Genomic DNA, 18,741 nt, shown 5'->3' with positions numbered 1-18,741 from the left:
CAAAGCCGTTGCGACGTCCCTCAGTTCGCCGCGCCGGGGCGCGAGAACGTGGCGGCGGCGGTGTCGAAATGCCGCTTGCCCAGGGATTTCTCACCTACGGGCGCGGATAGCCACAGGTCATACATTTTGCCGTTTTCGTTCCAGCTCAGGTCGTATGTCTGGCGTGAGCCGCCGTCGTCGGCCGAGCCGTTCCAGATGAACGCCCACAGGGCGGCGGGGCGGCCGTTGTGCTCGGTCTCGATGACCTGGCCGCTGCGGTAGCCCGGATAGTCCTGCGGGCCCTTGGCGTCCGCCTTACGGCTGAGCCCGAGCGGGCCCTCGGGGCTCTGTTCCTGGACGTGGATCCCGATCCGGAACTCCATACCGGGCGAGTTGTAGTAGACCCGGGGTGCCTTGTACTCGCGGGCGAATCCGTCGGGCACGGCGAGTGAGAAGCCGAGCGGGTCCTCGACCAGCTCATAGCCGTCGGGGAGCCGGTCCGACGGGCTCGCCGTGGGCTCGGAGTCCTTCACGGGCCGCTGCGGCGCCTTCTCGGGGGCGCTCGGGCTCCGCGAACTCCCCTTGTCGGCGCTCTGGCTCGTACGCCCGCCCAGCGCCGCGTCGCCGTCACCGCCCCCGTTGTCCAGCAGCGCCACGACGCCCGCGGCCACACCGGCGAGCGCGACCACCGCGGCAGCCGCCATAAGGACGGCACGGCGGCGCCCGCCACGGCCGGAACGGGACCGGGCGGCGGGGGCGGCCGGGGCGGCTGCCGGAACGGAGGCCGCCGGGGGCCCGAAAGCGGGGAACGGCGCGGGGGAGGACACCGGAGAGCCGGGAGACACCGGGGGCGGCACGGGTACGGACGCCGACGAACCGCGGCCGTCCGGCCCGAACGGCACGCTGGGCTGGGTCGGGGTGTACTCCAGCGGGATCTCCGGGGTGTCGCCCACCTCCTGGGCCATCAGCAGCATCCGCTCGACCTCGTCGGCGCTCAGCCGCTCCTCCGGTGCCCGCCGCAACAGCCCCTCGATGACCGGCTTCAGGGGTCCTGCCGCCTCGGGCACGGGGATCTCGTCGAAGACGACGGCGTGCAACACCCCGGCCAGGGACTCGCGGTGGAACGGGGATTCACCGCCCACCAGCGTGCAGAGCAGCACCCCGAGCGACCACAGGTCCGACTCCGGCCCGGTGCGCCGCCCCGACATCCGCTCCGGCGCGGTGTATTCGGGCGACCCCACGAACGAGCCGGTCTCGGTGATCGTGGTGGAGCCGGTGACCTGCGCGATCCCGAAGTCCGTCAGCACCACCCGACCGGTGCCCGACTCCACCAGGACGTTCGCCGGCTTGATGTCGCGGTGCAGCACGCCGCGCGCGTGCGCGGCGCGCAACGCGCCCAGCAGCGCGGCCGCGATCCGCCCCGCCTCACGCGTCCCGACCGGGCCGTCCGCGCCCAACCGGTCGGCGAGCGAGAACCCGTCGACCAGTTCCATGACGATCCAGGCGCAGTCGTCCTCCTCGATCACATCGTGGAGGACGATCACGTTCGGATGCTTGATCTGTGCGACGGTCCGGGCCTCGCGCAGGGTGCGCTCGCCGCGCAACTGCGAGTCGAGGGCCGTGATCCCCTCGTCCACATGGAGTTCCTTGACCGCGACATCGCGGCCCAGCAACTCGTCGACGGCCCGCCAGACCGTGCCCATTCCGCCACGTCCGAGCCGTGTGGCCAACCGGTAGCGGTTGGCGATCAGACGGCCCTCTCCCCCGGTACCCATGGGCTCATATTGCCTCACGGCACGGAAGCCCTCGAACACCGGACCACCGCCCCGCCCCTACGGGCGATTGAGTCCGGGCGCGCCATACGGGAACGTAGAACCTGCCGATGTTAACGGGGCGGACCGCGGCCGCCCCCATCGGGCACCTTCGCGCTTCCGGCTCCTGGGGCCTTCCGGCAGGGGGGTACCTCCCAGCGGTAGCTGGGGGAGACCGAAGCGCCCCGGAGGCGAACCGAGCCTCAAAAAAAGGGGAGTGGGCCGCCCCGCAGCGGGGGTCCACGGGGCGGCCAGTCAGGGGGAACGGGGAGGTCAGCCAGTGACCTTCCACGTCCGGGAATCGCTCAGCAGCTTGCGCAGGGCCGGGTCCTTCACCGCGCTCGTGCCGTCCGTCGCCTTCGCGGTGACCTCGTGGGTCGCACCGTCGCTCGGGACGCCCAGCGACGCCGGGGTCACGCTCGTCCTGCCGTTCGCGGCGGTGACCTCCGCCCCGTCCACGTACCACTTCAGCGACGCGCCCTTGACCACGTCCACCTCGATGCCCGCCGACCGCTTGACGGCCGTCGCGGTGGCCGTACGGCTGCTGAGCGCGCTGGCGTGGCGGTAGAAGCCCGCGATCATCGCCTCGCGGCCGGGGAGGCTGAACTCCCGCCCCAGGGTGCGCATGATCGAGTTGTCCGTGGGGCGGTTGATGCCCTTGGGGTAGTAGCGGCCGCCCTCGTAGGCGCCGACCGTGCCGCCGTCGGGCGAGGTCTGGCCGATCCAGCGGTACCACTTCTTCTGCTGGGCGGTCAGCTGCGCCGCGCTCAGCTTGGTGGCGTTGGACTCGCCGGGCTCGGCGCCCGTGTAGGTGCCGTACTCCGGGTAGAAGTACTCGTCGGCCAGCTTGCCGAGCGAGTGGCCGGTCTCGTGGACCGCGATCTGGTCGGAGTCGGCGTGGTCGGAGGCGGCGGTGGCGATGCCGTCGTAGCCGACCTGGGAGGTGAGGGTGTAGCCCGCGCCGCCGTACTTGGTGGAGTTGGACAGCACGACCACCAGATCGGCCTGCGGCGCCTTGGCCGCGTAGGACTCGACCTTGGCGGTGTCGACGCACAGCAGCCGCTCGATGTCGTCGCACCAGAAGTACGAGTCGAGGGCGGTGTCCTTGACGACGCCCTTGGACGGGTCGCCGGAGACGCCGGACTGCTTGGAGACGGCGTCCACGGTCCAGACGTTGAAGAGGTCCTTGTACGAGGCGTAGGGCTGCACGGCGGACATCTGCTCCCACTTGGAGCGCGCGTCGGCGTGGAAGTCCTCCTGCTGGCCCGCGGTGTAGCCGTCGCCGATGAAGACGACGTCCAGCTTGTCGGCGGTGGTGCCGTTGTCGACGACCGAGCCGACCTGGCCGTCGGCGGCGGCCTCCTTGGCGGACAGCGAGCGGGCGGCGCGGGTCAGCCGCTCGGGAGTGGCGGCCGGGACCTCGGTGTGGCGGGGGTGGCCACCCGGGCCGGTGAAGTACTCCACGTCCAGGGTGTCCCGCGACGCGGCGGCCTCAGCAGCGGCGGACGAGCCGGACGCGCCCGGCGACGCAGTGGCCGGTGCGGTCATGGCCGCGGCCGCCGCCAGGGCGATGCCTCCGGCGACGGCCGCGGTGCGCAGGGGAATGCGGCTGCGTATGCGGCTCCGTATGCGTCTGCGCACGGTGACTCCCGAAGTCCTCGCGATAAGCGGCCAGTTAAGCAGGATTAATTCGCCGCTCAACCTAGAGGGGTCCGGGTGTCGGGGGCAATGGTAATTAGGGAAGTGGCTAGGAAATCGGGCACCACACAACCATGCGGCGCGCCCCTCGCTCAGCTCCTCCCTCCTCCCCTCCACGCCTCCCGACCTGCCGCTCAGCCCGCTCCCCGCTCAACCCCTCCCGTCACGCGTCAGCCACAGCAGCCGGTCCAGCACCCGGCGGCCCCCGGCCCGGATCCCGTCGTGCTCGAACTCGTCCGTCACCCAGGTGCGCATGCCCCGGATCGACCGGGCGGTGGCCAGGGAGTGCTCCGTGTCCACGTACAGGTCGTCGTGGTAGATCACGGCGGCCACCGGCACGGTGTTACGGGCCAGCCGCTCGGTGTCGTACAGCGGGCCCCAGCCGGTGCGCGCGGCGAGCAGTTCGGCGGTGCGGGCGAGCGGGCGCAGCGCCGCGTGGGTGTCCAGCATCCAGGGGTGCACCGTCTCGCCCGTAAGGAGCACCGGACGGTCCTCCGCGTCCTCCGTGAGCGCCTTACCGGCGTCGAAAGCGGGGAATTCGGCGCGGACCCGCTCCGCGGCCCAGTCGGTGGCCCGGCCGTCCTGGGCGTAGATGGACTCCAGCAGCAGGCTGAAGAGCGGGGTGGCGGCGCGGGAGAGCACGGCGGCCACCTGCTCGCGGAAGGCGTCGCTCAGCCGCGGCCCGTCGGCGGTGGGCACGAACGCGTCCTCCAGCAGGTAGTGCAGCCGGTGCGAGCCGTCGCCGGTGCCGAGCAGGAAGCCGAGTTGCTGGAGGGCGGGGACGGTGAGCCGGGTCCCGTCCGTCAGGACCTCCTCGTGGTCGGTCAGATGGCGCACCAGGGCCCGTACGGTGTCCGCGTCCCGCGGATAGCGGGCGTAGTGGGCGAGGGTCTTGCGCTCCATCCGCGGATAGGCGGTCCGGTAGACGGCGTCCACGTCGGTGCCGGGGTCGATCGCGGGCAGTCCGCCGGCCAGCAGCACCGCGTCCAGCCCCTCGGGCGCGTGGGACAGATAGCTCACCGCGCAGAAGCCGCCGAAGCTCTGGCCGAGTACGGTCCACGGGCGGTCACCCATGAGCCGCCGCCGGATCAGCTCGCAGTCGCGGACGATCGCGTCGGCGCGGAAGTGGGAGAGGTACTCGGCCTGTTCCCCGGGCCCGCCGCGCAGCGGCAGCGTCTGGCGGTTGGCCGGGGTGGAGCGGCCGGTGCCGCGCTGGTCGAGCAGGAGCACGCGGTATTCGTCCAGCGCGCGGTCCAGCCAGCCGGAGCGGCCCACCGGACGGTCCGCGCCGCAGCCGGGCCCGCCCTGGAGGTAGAGCAGCCAGGGGAGCCGCTCGCGCTCGGCGGCGGATTTGCCCGCGGCGACGACCTCTCGTGCGTAAAGCCGGATCAGCTCGCCCTCGGGAGCCTTATGGTCGAGCGGTACGTCGAAGTGATAGTCGGCGAGGAGCAGTTCCGGCTGACGGACGGTCGTCACGGCGCCCGGCCCGGCCGGTACCGCTGTGCTTGCCTGCTGCATCCTTCAATCCTCACGTTAAATGGACTTAGCCCGGCGATTAAGTTACCGCCGGGGAGAAGAGGGCACGGTGGCCGACAGAAGCGACGGTGACGGGCGGACGGCGGGAACGGTGACGGGGGCGGCCGGGGCCGAGTCGACCGCCGAGTTAGGGCGCCGGGTGCTCAGAATGCGTACCGAACGCGGCTTCACCCAGCGGCAGTTGGCCGAGCCCGCGTACACCGCCGCCTATGTCTCCACCCTCGAGGCCGGGAAGGTGCGCCCCTCCGAGGCCGCGCTGCGCCATCTCGCGGACCGGCTCGACGTCAGCTACGAGGAGCTGACCACCGGCCGCTCACCCCACGACGCCACCCGGCTGCGGGCCGCCGTCACCGACGCCCGGCGGGCGCTGGCGACCGGCGCCGCCGAGGACGCCGCCGGGCTCTTCGCGGAGGTGCGCGACGAGGCGGAGCGGCTCGGGTTCGCCGAGGAGCGCGCGGCGGCCCTGCTGGGGCTCGGCGACTGCGCGCTGGAGACCGGTGACCTCACCGTCGCCCGCGACCACTTCGAGGCCGTGGAGCGGCTGCTCGCCGGGGAACCGCTGCCCCGCCGGATCCCCGCGATCCGCGGCCGGGCCGTGGCCCACCTCCTCGCGGGCGAACTGCGCTACTCCTGCTATCTGCTGGAGAGCTCCATCGACGAGCTGAACGCCTCGGGGCTGCACGATCCGTACGCGCTGCTGCTGCTCTATACGGCGGCCATCGCGCCCTATATGGACATGGGAGCGCACGCCCGTGCCGTACGCGCCGCCGAGTTGGCGCTCGCGCTGGCCCCGAGCGTGGACGACCCGGGGCTCATCGCCCGGATGCACCGCGGAGTGGCCCGCACCCTGATCGCCGAGGGGCGGACGGCCGAGGCCGACGCCTCCCTGGCCAAGGCGCAGGAGCTGTACGAGCAGTTGCGCATCCACACCGACCTGGCGCACTGCCACTGGATGCGCGGCTATGTGCACGCCCAGGACGGCAATCTGGAGCGCGCCGAGCGCGAACTGCGCACCGCCCGCGACATGCTGGCCTCCAAGCGGGCCGCGCTGTTCACCGTGCAGGTCGAGGTCGAACTGGCGGATGTGCTGCGCCGTCGCGGCCGTACGGCGGAGGCGGAGGCCCTGCTGCTGCCGCTGCTGGCGCGCTCCCCCGACGCGGCGGACGCGAGCGCCCCAAGTGGGCAGGACACCGCGTCGGGCGAGGCCGGGCTGACCGCCGACCGCGGCGCGGTCCACGCGGGCGGCGCCCACCGGCTGCTGGGCCTGATCGCGGACGAACGGGGCGACGCCGAGGCCGCGGAGGAGCACTACTGCGCGGCGCTGTCCCTGCTCGAACGCACCGGCGCCGCCGGAGACCTGGCCGACCTGTGCCGGCTGCTGGGCGATCTGCTGCGCCGGGAGGGCCGCCTGGAGGCCGCGATGGACGCCTACCGCACCGGGCTCGGCCACCGCGCCGCTCCCGGCACCACCACCCTGGGCCCGGCCCCCGCCGAGCCCCCCATGTGAGGCGTCCATCGGCCCCTCCCCGCCCCCACCGACCGCCCACCCGGCCCCTCCCCGTAGCTTCTCGGGGGCCGGCCGGCGCCTGGGTCGCCGGGCGGGGCGCCTGGTCGGGGCGCGCCGCACGGCAGGCGGTCGGAGAGACGAACAGGCCGCCGCGTGTGGGGGTCGCGGCGGCCTGACCGCGGCAACGCCCCGCTGCCGTGTCCGCCGATCGCGCATCGGGAGGCACTCCGGCGCGGTCACGGGGCTGGGGTTCGGGACGACCCCACGGGGTGATGCGGCTTGGAATCCACTCTGCCTGCCGGGAGCCGCCGGGGAAATCCACCATTGGTCTGCCGTCACCCCCTCCGACCGGCGGGGGTGTTCCCGCCCACTGACGGAGCCAACCACTCCATATTCGCTCTCCGATGAGGCAGGCTGTCCGGACAATGGGCATGACAGCTGAGGCAAGGGAGCGGCCGGTGATCCGTGTGGCTGTGGTGGACGACGAGGCGCTCGTACGATCCGGTCTGCGACTGATCCTGGGCACGGCCCCGGACATCGAGGTGGTCGCCGAATGTTCCGGAGCCTTCGCGGTGGACACGGTGCTGGACAGCAAGGCCGATGTGGTGCTGCTCGACATCCGGATGCCGGACGCCGACGGGCTCAGCGTCCTCAGACAGCTGCGGGCCGCGCCCGCCTCCCCCGCCGTGGCGATGCTGACGACCTTCGACGTCCAGGAGTACCTGGCGGCCGCGCTGCGCGCCGGTGCCGCGGGCTTCCTCCTCAAGGACACCGATCCGGAACAGCTCGTACGGGCCGTGCGCACGCTCGCCGAGGGCGGCAGCGTGCTCGACCCGGCCGTCACCCGCGCCGTGATCGGCGGCTATCTCGCCGCCGAGGCGGAGGCCACGGCCGCCGAGGCCGTCGAGGCGCTCACCCCGCGGGAGCGCGAGGTGCTGACGCTGCTGGGCGAGGGGCTCGCCAATCCGCAGATCGCCGAGCGGATGGGGCTGGCGCCCAGCACCGTCAAGGACCATGTGCGGGCGGTGCTCGGCAAGCTGGGCGGGCTCAACCGCGTCCAGGCGGCGATCGTCGCCGACCGCGCCGGGCTCGTCACCAGCCGTCCGCCGATAGGCGGCCCCCGATGACCGTCTCGCCGCTGCCCCCGCCCCGGAGTTCGTCCCCCGGCCCGCAGGGCACGCCCGGCACGCAGGGCACGCAGGGCACGCCCGGCGCGCCCGGTACGCAGGGCACGCCTGGCACACCCGGCGCGTCCCCGGCCGCGTCGCCCGCGCCCGCGCCCGCCTCCTCCCTCTCCTCGCCGCCGCCCCTCCCGGCCTCCCGGCGGCGGCCGCCGCCGCGGGTCATGCGCTGGGGCTCGCTGATCGTCCCCGTCCTGCTCGCGATCGCCGACGCGCTGCTCGTCAACGGCGTCACCCTCGGCCTGGAGCTCAACGTCTCGCTGGCGGCGGCCGCCGCGCTGCTGGTGCGCCGGAAGCTGCCCGCGCTGGTCTTCCTGGTGACGCTGCCCGGAATCCTCATCGGCTACGTCTGGTTCGCGCCGATGATCGCCCTCTACACGGTGGCCCGACTCCGCCCCGACCGGCGGCTGCTGGGGGTCTCCGCGCTGCTGCTGGCCGCCGCGCACTTCATCCCCTGGCCGGTCTCCGACTTCGAGCCGACCGCGTACCGGGAGAACACCCTGACGCTGATCGACGCGTGTGTGACCTCGGTGGGCCCCATCGCGCTGGGCCTCCTGGTACGTACGCGCGGGGAACTCGCCGCCCGGATCGAGGACCTGACCCGCAGCCGCCGCCACGCCGACGAGCTGATCGCCGAGCAGGTGCTGTCCACCGAACGCGCCCGGCTCGCCCGCGAGATGCACGACGTGGTCGCCCATCAGGTCAGCCTCATCAGCCTCCAGGCCGGTGCGGTGCAGATCAGCGCGGAGGACGCGAAGGCGCGGGAGGGCGCGCGGACCATCCGTGAGCTGTCCGTGCGGACCCTGGACGAACTCCGCCATATGGTCGGCATCCTGCGCGCGGCGGGCGGCGACCACGAGGAGCTGACCCCGCAGCCCCGGCTGGCGGATCTGCCCCGGCTGATCGAACTCAGCGCGCTGGACGTCAGTTTCGAGACGGACAGCGCGACCCAGCCGCCGGGCCACTCGGAGGCGGTGGAACGGGCCGCCTTCCGCATCGTCCAGGAGGCGCTCACCAACGTCCGCAAGCACGCGCCGGGGGCGCGGGTGACGGTACGGGTCAACGACGCGCAGGCGGACGGGCCGGAGGGGGCGGACGGGCCGGAGGGGGCGGACGGGCCGGGAGGGGATCGAGGGGCTCGCGAGGCGGCTCAGGGAAGGGCTCAGGAAACGGCTCAGGAAGCGGCGCCCGGGACGGCTCGAGGAGCGGCTCACGAGCCGCCACCCGAGCCGGCTCAGGCGGCGGAGGAGACGCGGGGCCTGCGGATCGAGGTGCGCAACGGCCCGCCCGACGCCTCCGCGGTGGCCCCTGGGCTGCCGGGCGGCGGTCACGGTCTGGTCGGGCTCCGGGAGCGCGCACAACTGCTGGGCGGCACGCTGGAGGCCGGGCCCACGGAGGAGGGCGGCTTCGTCGTACGGGCCGACTTCCCCAAGACCCCGCGCGTCGCGGGTGCGGCATGAGCGGGCCGCGTACCGCCCCGGGCGCACCCCTGGTCGCGGGGACGCCCTCGGGCGCCCTAGGCCGACAGCGGGTCGACCGCGTCCTCGTCGTCCTCGTCCAGCTCCGTGGCCGCCCCCAGGTCGGGGTAGACGTCGAACAGCCGCCGCACGCCCAGGGCCGCCAGCACCCGGTGCACATGCGAGCCGTGCGCGGCGTCCTGCGGCGGCAGGATCAGCCGCAGCCGGCCCGAACACGACCGCATCAGCCGACGTGCCGCGATCAGTACGCCGACCCCGCTGGAGTCGCAGAACCGGACCTCCGAGAGGTCCAGAACCAGCCAATGGCGGCCCTCGGCGACCGCGTCGTGGACGTGCTGCCGGACTGCGGGCGAGGTCACCAGGTCCATTTCTCCCGAGACCTGGAGAACGACCCACTCCCCCCGCCGGTCCTCCATCACCTTCAACGTCACGCGCCCGAAGCCCTTCGCTCGCCGCTAACCGGAATTCACTGTTCCCGGGCGGCTGCCCGCCCGTCGGCGCATGAAACTCCCCCAGGCATACGCCTTGAGGGACGACCCTATGCCGCGCCGAAGCGTTTCGTCTCCCCGATCCCGCGCAAAGTGACCACCCCAATACCATGCGTGGCCCGGTTCTCACGCACTTTGCCTGATGGGCGCGTGTTGTGAGAGCCACCGGCATTACATTCGATATGAACGTGGGCATAGTGCCTGGAGGGCCGGCCGGACAACTCGGGATTGGGGGCCGCATGGCGAACGACGCACCGCCCCGCTGGGATCGCAGGATGCAACAGCGGCTTGCGCGCGGCGAAGCGGCCGCACTTGCCGAGCTGTATGACCGTTTCGCCTCGCTTGTCCATACTTTGGCCCATCGGGTCCTCGAGGACGACACCGGCGCCGACCGCGTCACCCGGGAAGTCTTCGGCTACGTCTGGGAGAACCCGGACGCGTACGACCCCCAGCAGGGCTCGCTGCGCGCCTGGATCGCCATGCTCACCCAGCGCCAGGCGGTGCAGCGGCTACGCGCGTCGCAGACCGCCTCGGCCCGCGGGGACACCCTCACGGGCGAGGCCCTGGAGGAGCGGATCCGCGAGGCGTCCGTGGCCGCCCGCGCCGACTACATCGTCACCTCGATGCCCGCGCCGCTGCGCGCCGCCCTGGAGCTCGCCTACTTCGACCGCCGCGACTACCGCCAGGCCGCGGCCGCCCTCGGGGTGACCGAGGACGAGGCCAGGCGCCGCCTCCGGCTGGGCCTCCAACTGCTGTCCACGGCCCATGTCCAGCCGCCCCGCGCGGTGTCGTCTCCCGGCTACGGGCGGGCGCTGTGACCGGGCGCGGCGGGCCGGACCCGTACGACGACGCCTACGGCGAGAGCTCCGGCGGCCCCGGGGACGGAAGAGACGGGCCCGGACGGGGCAGTGACGCGGATCTGCCGTCCCACCCCGCCGGGCCACCACGCATACCGCCGCCGCGGTCGGCCGTCGAGGACAGCGGCCACTGGCCGGGCGCCCTGGACGGCGGCATCCCCGCCCCGCGCCCGCCCACGGCGGACGAGGCGGCGACGGACGAGGCAGCGGCGGACGGGACACGAGCGGACGAGACACCGGCGGAACGGACACCGGCCCCCGGACCGGAGCCCGATACGGCAACCGACCCGAAAGCCAATGCGGAACCGGAAGCGAATCCGCGTCCGGAACCGGAACCAGAACCGGAGCCGCGCCCGGACCCGGCACCGCCCGCCTCCGCGGCACCGCCCGCGCCCGCGGTCGCGCCCACCCCACCGGCGACACCCACCCCACCGGCCACACCCGCGCCACCGGCCCCGCCCCTGGCCCCGCCCCTGGCCCCACCCCTGGCGGCGCCCACGCCCGCCGCGGCCCATCCGCTCTCGCACGATCTGCTCCGCTCGCTGCTCGGCGCCTGGGCGCTGACCGCGTGCTCGCAGGAGGAGACCTCCGCCGTCGAGGCGCATCTCAACCACTGCCCCTCCTGCGCCGAGGAGGCGCTGCGGCTGCGCGACGCCGTCGGGCTGCTGCACACCGAGCACAGCCTGGACCTCGACCCGATGCTGCGCTCCCGGGTGCTCGCGGGCTGTCTGGGCCGCCGCCCGGCCCGGATACCCATGCCCGGCTGGGCCGGTGCCTACGACGCCGAGGCCGCCCGGCTGGACGCGCTGCTGCGTGACATGGGCGAGGCCGAGTGGCGTGCGCCGGTGCGGCTCAAGTGGTTCGACGGGCGGCGGCTCACCGGCCGGGACACCACCGTCGCCGGGGTGATCGGCCATCTGATGGTCGTGGACGGCATCGTCGCCGCCTCCCTCGGCCTCCCCGACCCGATGGGCGCCGCCGCCCCCCGCTCGCCCCTGGACCGTACGGAGGCGTACTGGCACCACGAGCCCGGCGCCGCGTACGGGGCCGGTCCGCCCGGCGCGGTACGGGAGTTGTGGCGCGAGCAGGGCCATGCCCTGGTCCGTACGGTGTCCTTCGCCGGGCGCGGGGTCGCGGAGCTCGACGTGGAGTACGGGGACTTCGCGCTGCCGATCCGCGACGCGTTCCTCGACCGCGCCCTGGAGTGCTGGGTGCACGCCGGGGACATCGCCGAGGCCATCGACTACCCCTATGAACCACCGGCCTCCGCCCACCTCAAGGCCATGATCGACCTGTGCGCCCGGCTGCTTCCGGGGACGCTGGCCGAGCGGCGCCGGGCCGGGCTCGCCTCCCCGCCCCGCCGGCTGGTCGAGGCGGGCACCCCGGGCCGTACGCTCCATCTCCAGGTGGAGGGCACGGGCGGCGGCGACTGGTACATCCCGCTGGACTCCCCGGCGGCGACGGCCGCACCGGAGGAGGCGGTGGCGACGATCGCGCTGGACCAGGAGGCGTTCTATCTGCTGGCGTCCGGGCATGTGCCGCCGCAGGAGGCGGCGGCGGGCATGTCCGGGGACACCGAGGCGATCCGGGATGTGCTCTTCGCCACAGCGTCCCTGTCCCGCCTCTGAGTGAGTCCCCCGAGTCGGTCGAGTCAGTCGAAGACGACCGTACGGTGCCCGTTGAGCAGCACCCGGCGCTCGCTGTGCCACTTCACGGCGCGGGCCAGCGCCTGGCACTCCACATCGCGGCCGACCGCCACCAGCTGGTCCGGGGTGAGCCCATGGCCGACGCGCTCGACCTCCTGCTCGATGATCGGGCCCTCGTCCAGATCGGCGGTCACATAGTGGGCGGTGGCCCCGATCAGCTTGACCCCGCGCGCATGCGCCTGGTGGTACGGCTTGGCGCCCTTGAAGCTCGGCAGGAAGCTGTGGTGGATGTTGATGATCCGGCCCGACAGCTCCTTGCACAGGTCGTCGGAGAGCACCTGCATATAGCGGGCCAGCACCACCAGTTCGACATGCTCCGCGCGCACCAGGTCCAGCAGCCGGGCCTCGGCCTCCCGCTTGGTGTCCTTCGTCACGGGGATGTGGTGGAACGGAATCCCGTAGGTGCCGACCAGTTCCTGGAAGTCCGTGTGGTTGGAGACCACCGCGGCGATCTCGACCGGCAGCGCGCCGATCCGCGACCGGAAGAGAAGGTCGTTCAGACAGTGCCCGAACTTGCTGACCATGAGCAGGATGCGCATCTTCTCGTCGGCGCGATGGATCTCCCAGTCCATCTGGAAGGACTCGCCGACCGCCGCGAAGCTGGCCCGCAGATCCGTCACCTTCACCGGCGAGACGGCACGGAAGGCCACCCGCATGAAGAAGAGCCCGGTGTCACGGTCCCCGAACTGCTGGCTGTCCTCGATGTTGCAGCCGGTCATGAACAGATAGCTCGATACGGCGTGCACGATGCCCTGCTTGTCCGGGCAGGACAGGGTGAGGATGTACTGGTCGGGGACGGGATGTGACTCGCTCATGACTCCATAGCGTCCCACATCCGCGACAGCCCCCGTACCCGCGACGTCGTTCAGACCGCCTGGGTCATGATCGCCAGTACTTCGAGGGTGCGCGGTGGGACGTCCGGATCCTCGCCGTCGTTGGTGGCCAGCCGCACATGGGCCTCGCGGGCCGCTCGTACGGCCTCCGGCCAGCCATGGTGCTCGAGGTACGCCGAGACGGGGGCGTCCGCGCCCGCCTGGTGCATGATCCTCAGCACCCGCAGCACGGCGACATCGACCAGCGCCGCCTCCTGCGAGTCACGGAAGATCGTGCCGACGTACTTCTCGGCGGACCAGTTGTCCAGCCAGGTGTCCTCGACCAGCCGGTAGACGGCGTCCGTCACATCCCCGTACCCAGGCTGGCCGGCCAGCCAGCACTCCTGCTGGAAGACGGGATCCGAGAGCATATGCAGCGCCGAGCGCACGTTGGTGCGCCAGCGCCACCAGGGCATGTCGTTGACAGGCATAGCCCCCATGGTGGTCGAGCGACGGGCGCGACGGGAAGACTTCTCCGAACCTTGCACAGTCACTGATCGTACGTTCTTCACACATGGATACGGATCAGCCCCCGCTGTTCACCCCCACGTCACCATCCCTTGTCTTGTCATAGCGGCTGCGTTCCTCGCGAAGCACCAAGCTCGCTTGCCATGACCGGACGGCGACGCCCCTCCACCCGCCCCTTCCGAGCCGCCGTCGCGGCACTGTGTACGGCGGTGGGCGCGTCGCTGCTGTCCGGCTGCGGCGCGGTGCTGTCGAACAAGAGCGACAGCGACCCCATCACCGTGATGACCTGGGCCCCCGAGGGCACCAAAGCGACCAATATGCCGGGAATGCCCGCCATGGCGAAGGCATTTGCCCGCTGGGTCAACGACTCCGGTGGCATCCACGGCCGCAAGCTCCAGGTCGTCACCTGCAACGAGCGCAACGACGCGGTCCAGGCCGCCGGCTGCGCCCAGCGGGCCAAGGACGACAAGGCCGTCGCGGTCGTCGGCTCGTACAGCCAGTACGGCCGGTCCTTCATCTCCCCGCTGGAGGTCGCCGGCATCCCCTACATAGGCGGCTACGGGCTGACGCAGGAGGAGTTCGACAGCCCGTACTCCTACCCGGTCAACGGCGGCCAGGCCGCCCTGCTGGTGGGCAACGGCCGCCAGCTGGCCTCCCGCTGCGAGCGCACAGCGCTCGTACGCCCCGACACCATCGCGGGCGACGAACTCCCCCAGCTCCTCAACACCGGCCTCAGCGCGGGCAATCGCACCGCCGCCCATGACGTCCGCGCCCCCGAGGACGCGGGCGACTACAGCAGGCAGGCCACCACGGCCCTGGAGGGCGTCGGCGCCGACACCTCCCTCGGCGGCGCCGACCAGGGCGCGTCCCTGGAGAACTCCTGCGTCACCGCGGCGCTCGGCAACCGCACCGGCACCTTCTTCGACTCCTTCCGCCGGGTCCAGGAGAACCATCCGAAGGTGCGGATAGCCTCCATCCTCGGCGGCGTCCGGCAGTCCCTGATCGACTCCACCGGCGGCACCTCCAGCCCCCTGGAGGGCACCTACGCCACCGGCTGGTACCCGGCCGGGGACGATCCGCGCTGGAACCCCATGAAGAAGGTCATCAACAAGTACGCCTTCGACGACAACCGCATCGACCCGGACGACCCGGGGACGCAGACCACCTGGATCGGCTACACGGTGCTGCGCTCGGTGCTGATGTCCCTGCACGCCGATGACATCAGCGCCCGCACCGTGCGCAACGCGCTGGACAACGGCCACGCGGTCAACACCGGCGGGCTGACGCCGACGCTGCGCTGGGGCTACGACGACACGCTGCACGTGCCCAACTACTCGCGGATCGTCAACGCGGACGTCACCTACCAGATGGTGCGCCACGGCCGGCTGGTGGCGGTGCGCAAGGGCTTCGTCAACGTGTCCAAGATCCTGGAGCGCTACCACCCGGCGGACTGAGCCACGGGTTGGGCCGGGGACGGCGGCACCGCCCCCGGCCGCCCGGTCACAGCTCGGTGGCCTGGTGCGAGGTGAGGCCGTACCGGGAGGCGATCGGGTTCCACAGCCCCGAGGCCGTCTTCTTGGCCTGGGTCGCCTCGCCGCTCGCCCGCTCGGCCGCCCCGACCCGGGGCGAACGGCGGGCCTTGCCCTTGGGGCAGCCCTTCTTGCCGCCGACCTGGTCGGCCCAGGCCGCGTACTCGTTGTCGGCCCTGGCCGAGGACTTCCACGCCCTGGTGAGCGCCGCGGTCAGCCGCGCGTGATCGGGCAGCTTGTCCACCGAGAGCTTGCCCAGCCGGGTCACCAGGTCGTTGCGCTGGCCCGCGGCCGTCCGCAGATCCGATGCCGCCGTGGTCAGGTCCTTGCAGGACTTGATGTTGTCCACGGCCTTGATCACCGACGACCGGCTGTTGTTGCTGTCGGCGAGCAGCGCGTCCAGCGCCTTCGCCTGCGTCTCGACGGGGTCGGCGGCCTTGGACGACTCCGCCGCGCTCGGCGAGGAGCTGCTCAGCGTCGAGTTGTCCTTACCGTCGTCACCGCCGCCCATACTGAGCACGGCTCCCGCGGCGAGCCCGGCGACGGCGCAGCTCGCCACCACCACAACGCCGATGATCATGCCCCGCGACATCCGGCGCCGCCCACCGCCGCCATGGCCGCTGGCACCGCGGCCACCGTCACCGCGGCCGCCGGACGGCGGTTGCGGAACGTCCGGGCCGAACTGCGGAAGCTGCTGCGTCTCGTCGGCCCCGCCGCCACCGCCGCTGTCGCGGAACAGACCGTCGAACTCCGAGGGCGGCGGCCGGTCTCCGGGACGGCCGGGACGGATCGCGTACGGGGCGCTGCCGGGCCGCTCCGGAACCGGCGCGGGCCCGGCGGGCGCGGCGGGTGTCGGCGGGAGCACCGCGGTCTCCTCCGCGGCCGAGGCCGCGGGGGGCTGCTGGCGGTGGGCGCCCCGGCGGCCGGGGCGGACGGCGCGCAGCTGGGTGGTGGACTCGGCCGGTGACTCGGGCCGGTTCTCGGGCGGCAGCGGCGCGCTCTTGACCGGGGCGAGCGTGGTGGTGGGGGTGTCCAGGGGCGGTGGGGCCTCGCCCGGGACCGGGGGTATGACCTGGGTCGCGTCCGCGTCCCCGGCAGGCTGCGGCGGCATCACCTGGGTCTCGTCGGCGGCCTGGTACGGCTGGGGCTGAGGCTGGTACGGCGACGGGACGTTGTGCGGCGGCTGGGCCGGTCTCTCCGGGGTCGTCCAGCCCTGCTGTTGCCCGTACGGCGGCACTTCGGGCGGCGGCGGGGCGCCGAACTCGGTCTGCGGGGGCAGGGCGCCGAACTGGGCCTGCGGGGGCAGCTCCCCCTGCGGCGGGGCACCGAACTCACCCGGCGGCGGCAGCTCCCGCTGCGGCGGCGGCGCGCCGAACTCACCAGCCGGCGGCAGTTCGCCCTGCTGCGGCGGTTCCGGAGCGCTCTGCGGCCCCCAAGGCTGTCCCCACGCCTGTCCCCCGGCCGGGGCCCCCTGTGGGACGTCCGAGGACCTGTAGTCCCCCTGGGCAGGCAGCACAACCCCCTCGCGCACAGGGTGCGCGGGCGGGACCGCGGGAAGCCGCGGTTCATTCCCCTGACCGCTCTGCGTCACCGGGACTCCTTGGTTATACGGAACGACGGAATCGTCGGGTCACGCTACCGGTTCCCCAGAGGGCTCGGTGCCCATGAGCCCATCGGGACGGAGAGAGACTGGTCACCGCGACATGGGGCACATCACCACGATCGGGGGCGATATGAACCCCATCCGTATCTGCGGTAAACACAACGCAACACACTCCACAACGCCCATGCCGCGCCACACGCGCATCAGCCGCCACAACACAACGCACCCGTAGCACCCACACCGCTCAACGCATCCGCATCCGCATCCGCATCCGCATCCGCATCCGCATCCGGCAGAAGTCTCGGGCCGTATCTCAGGCCACCTGCACCTGGAGCCGCGCCCCGAACTCCCGCACCACGGGCTCGTCCCGGTACGGCTCCAAGCGCTGCTGGAAGTCGTCCAGATACTCCGCGCCCCGGTTGGACCGCAGCGTGCCCAGCAGATCCACCGCCTGGGTGCCCACATGGCACGCCTGCTCCACCTCGCGCTGCTGCACATGCGCGGTGGCCAGCAGCAGCAGCCCGATCGCCCGCCGCCGCACCCGCCCCTCCGGATGCCCCTCCAGGGCCTCCTCGGCACGCCGCCCGGCCTGCTCGCCCTGACCCAGGTCGCGGTGACAGTGGGCCAGCTCATCGGCGAGATAGGCGTGGTCGAAGTGGCGGATCCAGTTGGGTTCGTCGCCCGTGACGGAGCCCGAACCGCTGCCCACCGCCCGCTCCAGGGCGTCCAGCGCCCGCCCGGCCGCGGACTGGCAGGCCCGCGCGTCCCCCATCAGGGCGTGGCCGCGCGCCTCGGCCGCCAGGAACATCGATTCGGCACGCGGCGGCACCTGACCCCGCGCGCCCTCCTGCGCGGCCTTCGCCAACTGGGCGATCTCCCGGGGATTGCCCAGCTGGGCGGCGAGATGGCTCATGCTCGCGGCGAGCACATAGCCGCCGTAACCCCGGTCCCCGGCGGCCTGGGCGAGCCGCAGCGCCTGGATGTAGTAGCGCTGGGCGAGGCCGGACTGCCCGGTGTCGACCGCCATATAGCCCGCCAGCTCGGTCAACCGCGCCACGGCCGCGAACAGTTCGCGGCCCACCGCCTCGGTGTACGAACCGGCCAGCAGCCCGGAGACCACGCTGTTCAGATAGTGGACGACGACGGGGCGCACATGGCCGCTGCCGTAGCGGTGGTCCAGATCGACGAGCGCGTCCGTCGTGGCCCGCACCGCCGCGACGTCGGACCGCCCCACCCGGGCGCCCGCGGTGCGCGCCACCTGGGTGTCCGCACCGGTGATCAGCCAGTCGCGGCTGGGCTCGACCAGCGCGGAGGCGGCGACCGTCGAGCCGCTGAGGAAGTCCCGGCGCCCCACATCGCTGCGCCACAACTCGCAGACCTGCTCTATCGCGCCGAGGACGGTGGGCGAGAACTGCAGACCGACCCCGGAGGCCAGGTTCTTGCCATTGGCCATGCCGATCTCGTCGATGGTGACCGTACGGCCGAGCTTGCGGCCGAGCGCCTCGGCGATGATGCCCGGCGCCCGGCCCCGTGGCTGCTGACCACGCAGCCAACGGGCCACCGATGTCTTGTCGTACCGCAGATCGAGACCGTGCTCGGCGCCGCACATGTTGACCCTGCGCGCCAACCCGGCGTTGGAACAGCCGGCTTCCTGGATGAGCGCCTGCAACCGTTCGTTCGGCTGCCGCGCCACAAGCGGCCTAGCGGCCATGGCATTACCCCCAGTGACTGCTTGCGTTCTCGGCGTATCCGTCCCTGTTGCTGAGTGATGCCCCGCAGATATCGCAGGTATACGGCGAATGCGGAACTTGCCCGTATTGACCGCATAGACCGCACCGTTCGCGTACGGCGCCGACCCGAGTCCGGGACCGCCCTCCCCCTGACGCCGCGGCACGGCCACCGGACACTCGCACGCCCGTCACGCATGGTGGCTACCCGCTCACGCAGCCGCAACCCCACACGCGCCCCCGCCCGTGCACCCATGCGCCCCGCCGTGCCGTCACCGCGCACCCCGGACCCCCGACGGCA

General features: G+C 72.7%; 14 protein-coding genes. 6 read left to right on the top strand and 8 right to left on the bottom strand.

All coding sequences use genetic code 11. From position 1 onward, the window contains the following. Positions 1-20: 20 nt before the first annotated feature. The 3 genes from NP777_RS13140 to NP777_RS13130 all read right to left on the bottom strand — a co-directional run bounded on the left by NP777_RS13140 (position 21) and on the right by NP777_RS13130 (position 5,006). Complete coding sequence (locus NP777_RS13140) at positions 21-1,754, bottom strand: serine/threonine-protein kinase (protein WP_256650307.1); 1,734 nt, start codon at positions 1,752-1,754, stop codon at positions 21-23. Positions 1,755-2,063: 309 nt separating this feature from the next. Then, positions 2,064-3,431: a M64 family metallopeptidase gene (locus NP777_RS13135; RefSeq protein ID WP_256650306.1), complete on the bottom strand. Its 1,368-nt coding sequence runs from the start codon at positions 3,429-3,431 to the stop codon at positions 2,064-2,066. A gap of 207 nt (positions 3,432-3,638) precedes the next feature. After that, positions 3,639-5,006 (bottom strand): alpha/beta fold hydrolase, encoded by a 1,368-nt coding sequence (locus NP777_RS13130; protein WP_256650305.1) that lies wholly within the window; start codon positions 5,004-5,006, stop codon positions 3,639-3,641. Positions 5,007-5,172: 166 nt separating this feature from the next. On the opposite strand from NP777_RS13130, the gene NP777_RS13125 reads away from it, so the two are divergent. The 3 genes from NP777_RS13125 (at position 5,173) to NP777_RS13115 (ending at position 9,172) form a co-directional block, all read left to right on the top strand. Beyond that, positions 5,173-6,531, top strand: coding sequence for a helix-turn-helix domain-containing protein (locus tag NP777_RS13125; protein ID WP_256650304.1), 1,359 nt, complete (start codon positions 5,173-5,175; stop codon positions 6,529-6,531). Positions 6,532-6,989: 458 nt separating this feature from the next. Continuing rightward, complete coding sequence (locus NP777_RS13120; RefSeq protein ID WP_256650303.1) at positions 6,990-7,658, top strand: response regulator; 669 nt, start codon at positions 6,990-6,992, stop codon at positions 7,656-7,658. Further along, complete coding sequence (locus NP777_RS13115; RefSeq protein WP_256650302.1) at positions 7,655-9,172, top strand: sensor histidine kinase; 1,518 nt, start codon at positions 7,655-7,657, stop codon at positions 9,170-9,172. The genes NP777_RS13120 and NP777_RS13115 overlap by 4 nt, the downstream gene beginning before the upstream one ends. A gap of 56 nt (positions 9,173-9,228) precedes the next feature. On the opposite strand, the gene NP777_RS13110 is transcribed toward NP777_RS13115, so the two are convergent. After that, the gene (locus tag NP777_RS13110) at positions 9,229-9,606 is read right to left on the bottom strand and encodes an STAS domain-containing protein (RefSeq protein ID WP_020870562.1); all 378 of its coding nucleotides are present in this window, start codon (positions 9,604-9,606) and stop codon (positions 9,229-9,231) included. 311 nt (positions 9,607-9,917) lie between these two features. Between NP777_RS13110 and NP777_RS13105 the strand changes: the two genes are divergently transcribed. Together NP777_RS13105 and NP777_RS13100 are read left to right on the top strand one after the other, a co-directional pair. Continuing rightward, positions 9,918-10,496 (top strand): sigma-70 family RNA polymerase sigma factor, encoded by a 579-nt coding sequence (locus NP777_RS13105; RefSeq protein WP_256650301.1) that lies wholly within the window; start codon positions 9,918-9,920, stop codon positions 10,494-10,496. Next, positions 10,493-12,163: a zf-HC2 domain-containing protein gene (locus NP777_RS13100; RefSeq protein ID WP_256650300.1), complete on the top strand. Its 1,671-nt coding sequence runs from the start codon at positions 10,493-10,495 to the stop codon at positions 12,161-12,163. Before NP777_RS13105 ends, NP777_RS13100 begins: the two co-directional genes overlap by 4 nt. Positions 12,164-12,186: 23 nt before the next feature. Here the strand turns inward: NP777_RS13100 and purU are convergent, their stop codons facing one another. Further along, positions 12,187-13,056: a formyltetrahydrofolate deformylase gene (gene purU, locus NP777_RS13095; protein ID WP_256650299.1), complete on the bottom strand. Its 870-nt coding sequence runs from the start codon at positions 13,054-13,056 to the stop codon at positions 12,187-12,189. 50 nt (positions 13,057-13,106) lie between these two features. Next, entirely contained in the window at positions 13,107-13,553 is a 447-nt protein-coding gene (locus NP777_RS13090; protein WP_208973081.1) for an SCO4402 family protein, read from the bottom strand. Between the two features lie 171 nt (positions 13,554-13,724). Between NP777_RS13090 and NP777_RS13085 the strand changes: the two genes are divergently transcribed. Then, a complete protein-coding gene (locus tag NP777_RS13085; RefSeq protein ID WP_256650298.1) occupies positions 13,725-15,035 on the top strand; it encodes an ABC transporter substrate-binding protein in 1,311 nt (436 codons plus the stop codon). A gap of 46 nt (positions 15,036-15,081) precedes the next feature. Here NP777_RS13085 and NP777_RS13080 read toward each other — a convergent pair whose 3' ends face one another. Together NP777_RS13080 and NP777_RS13075 are read right to left on the bottom strand one after the other, a co-directional pair. Continuing rightward, positions 15,082-16,701, bottom strand: a complete 1,620-nt coding sequence (locus NP777_RS13080; protein ID WP_256650297.1) for a hypothetical protein — start codon at positions 16,699-16,701, stop codon at positions 15,082-15,084. A 325-nt stretch (positions 16,702-17,026) separates the two neighbouring features. Beyond that, positions 17,027-18,424: a transcriptional regulator gene (locus NP777_RS13075; RefSeq protein ID WP_256650296.1), complete on the bottom strand. Its 1,398-nt coding sequence runs from the start codon at positions 18,422-18,424 to the stop codon at positions 17,027-17,029. Positions 18,425-18,741: the final 317 nt, after the last annotated feature.

This window comes from Streptomyces rugosispiralis (genome assembly GCF_024505145.1).
Taxonomy (GTDB): Bacteria; Actinomycetota; Actinomycetes; order Streptomycetales; family Streptomycetaceae; genus Streptomyces; species Streptomyces rugosispiralis.
This window is presented reverse-complemented; position numbering and strand designations above follow the sequence as displayed.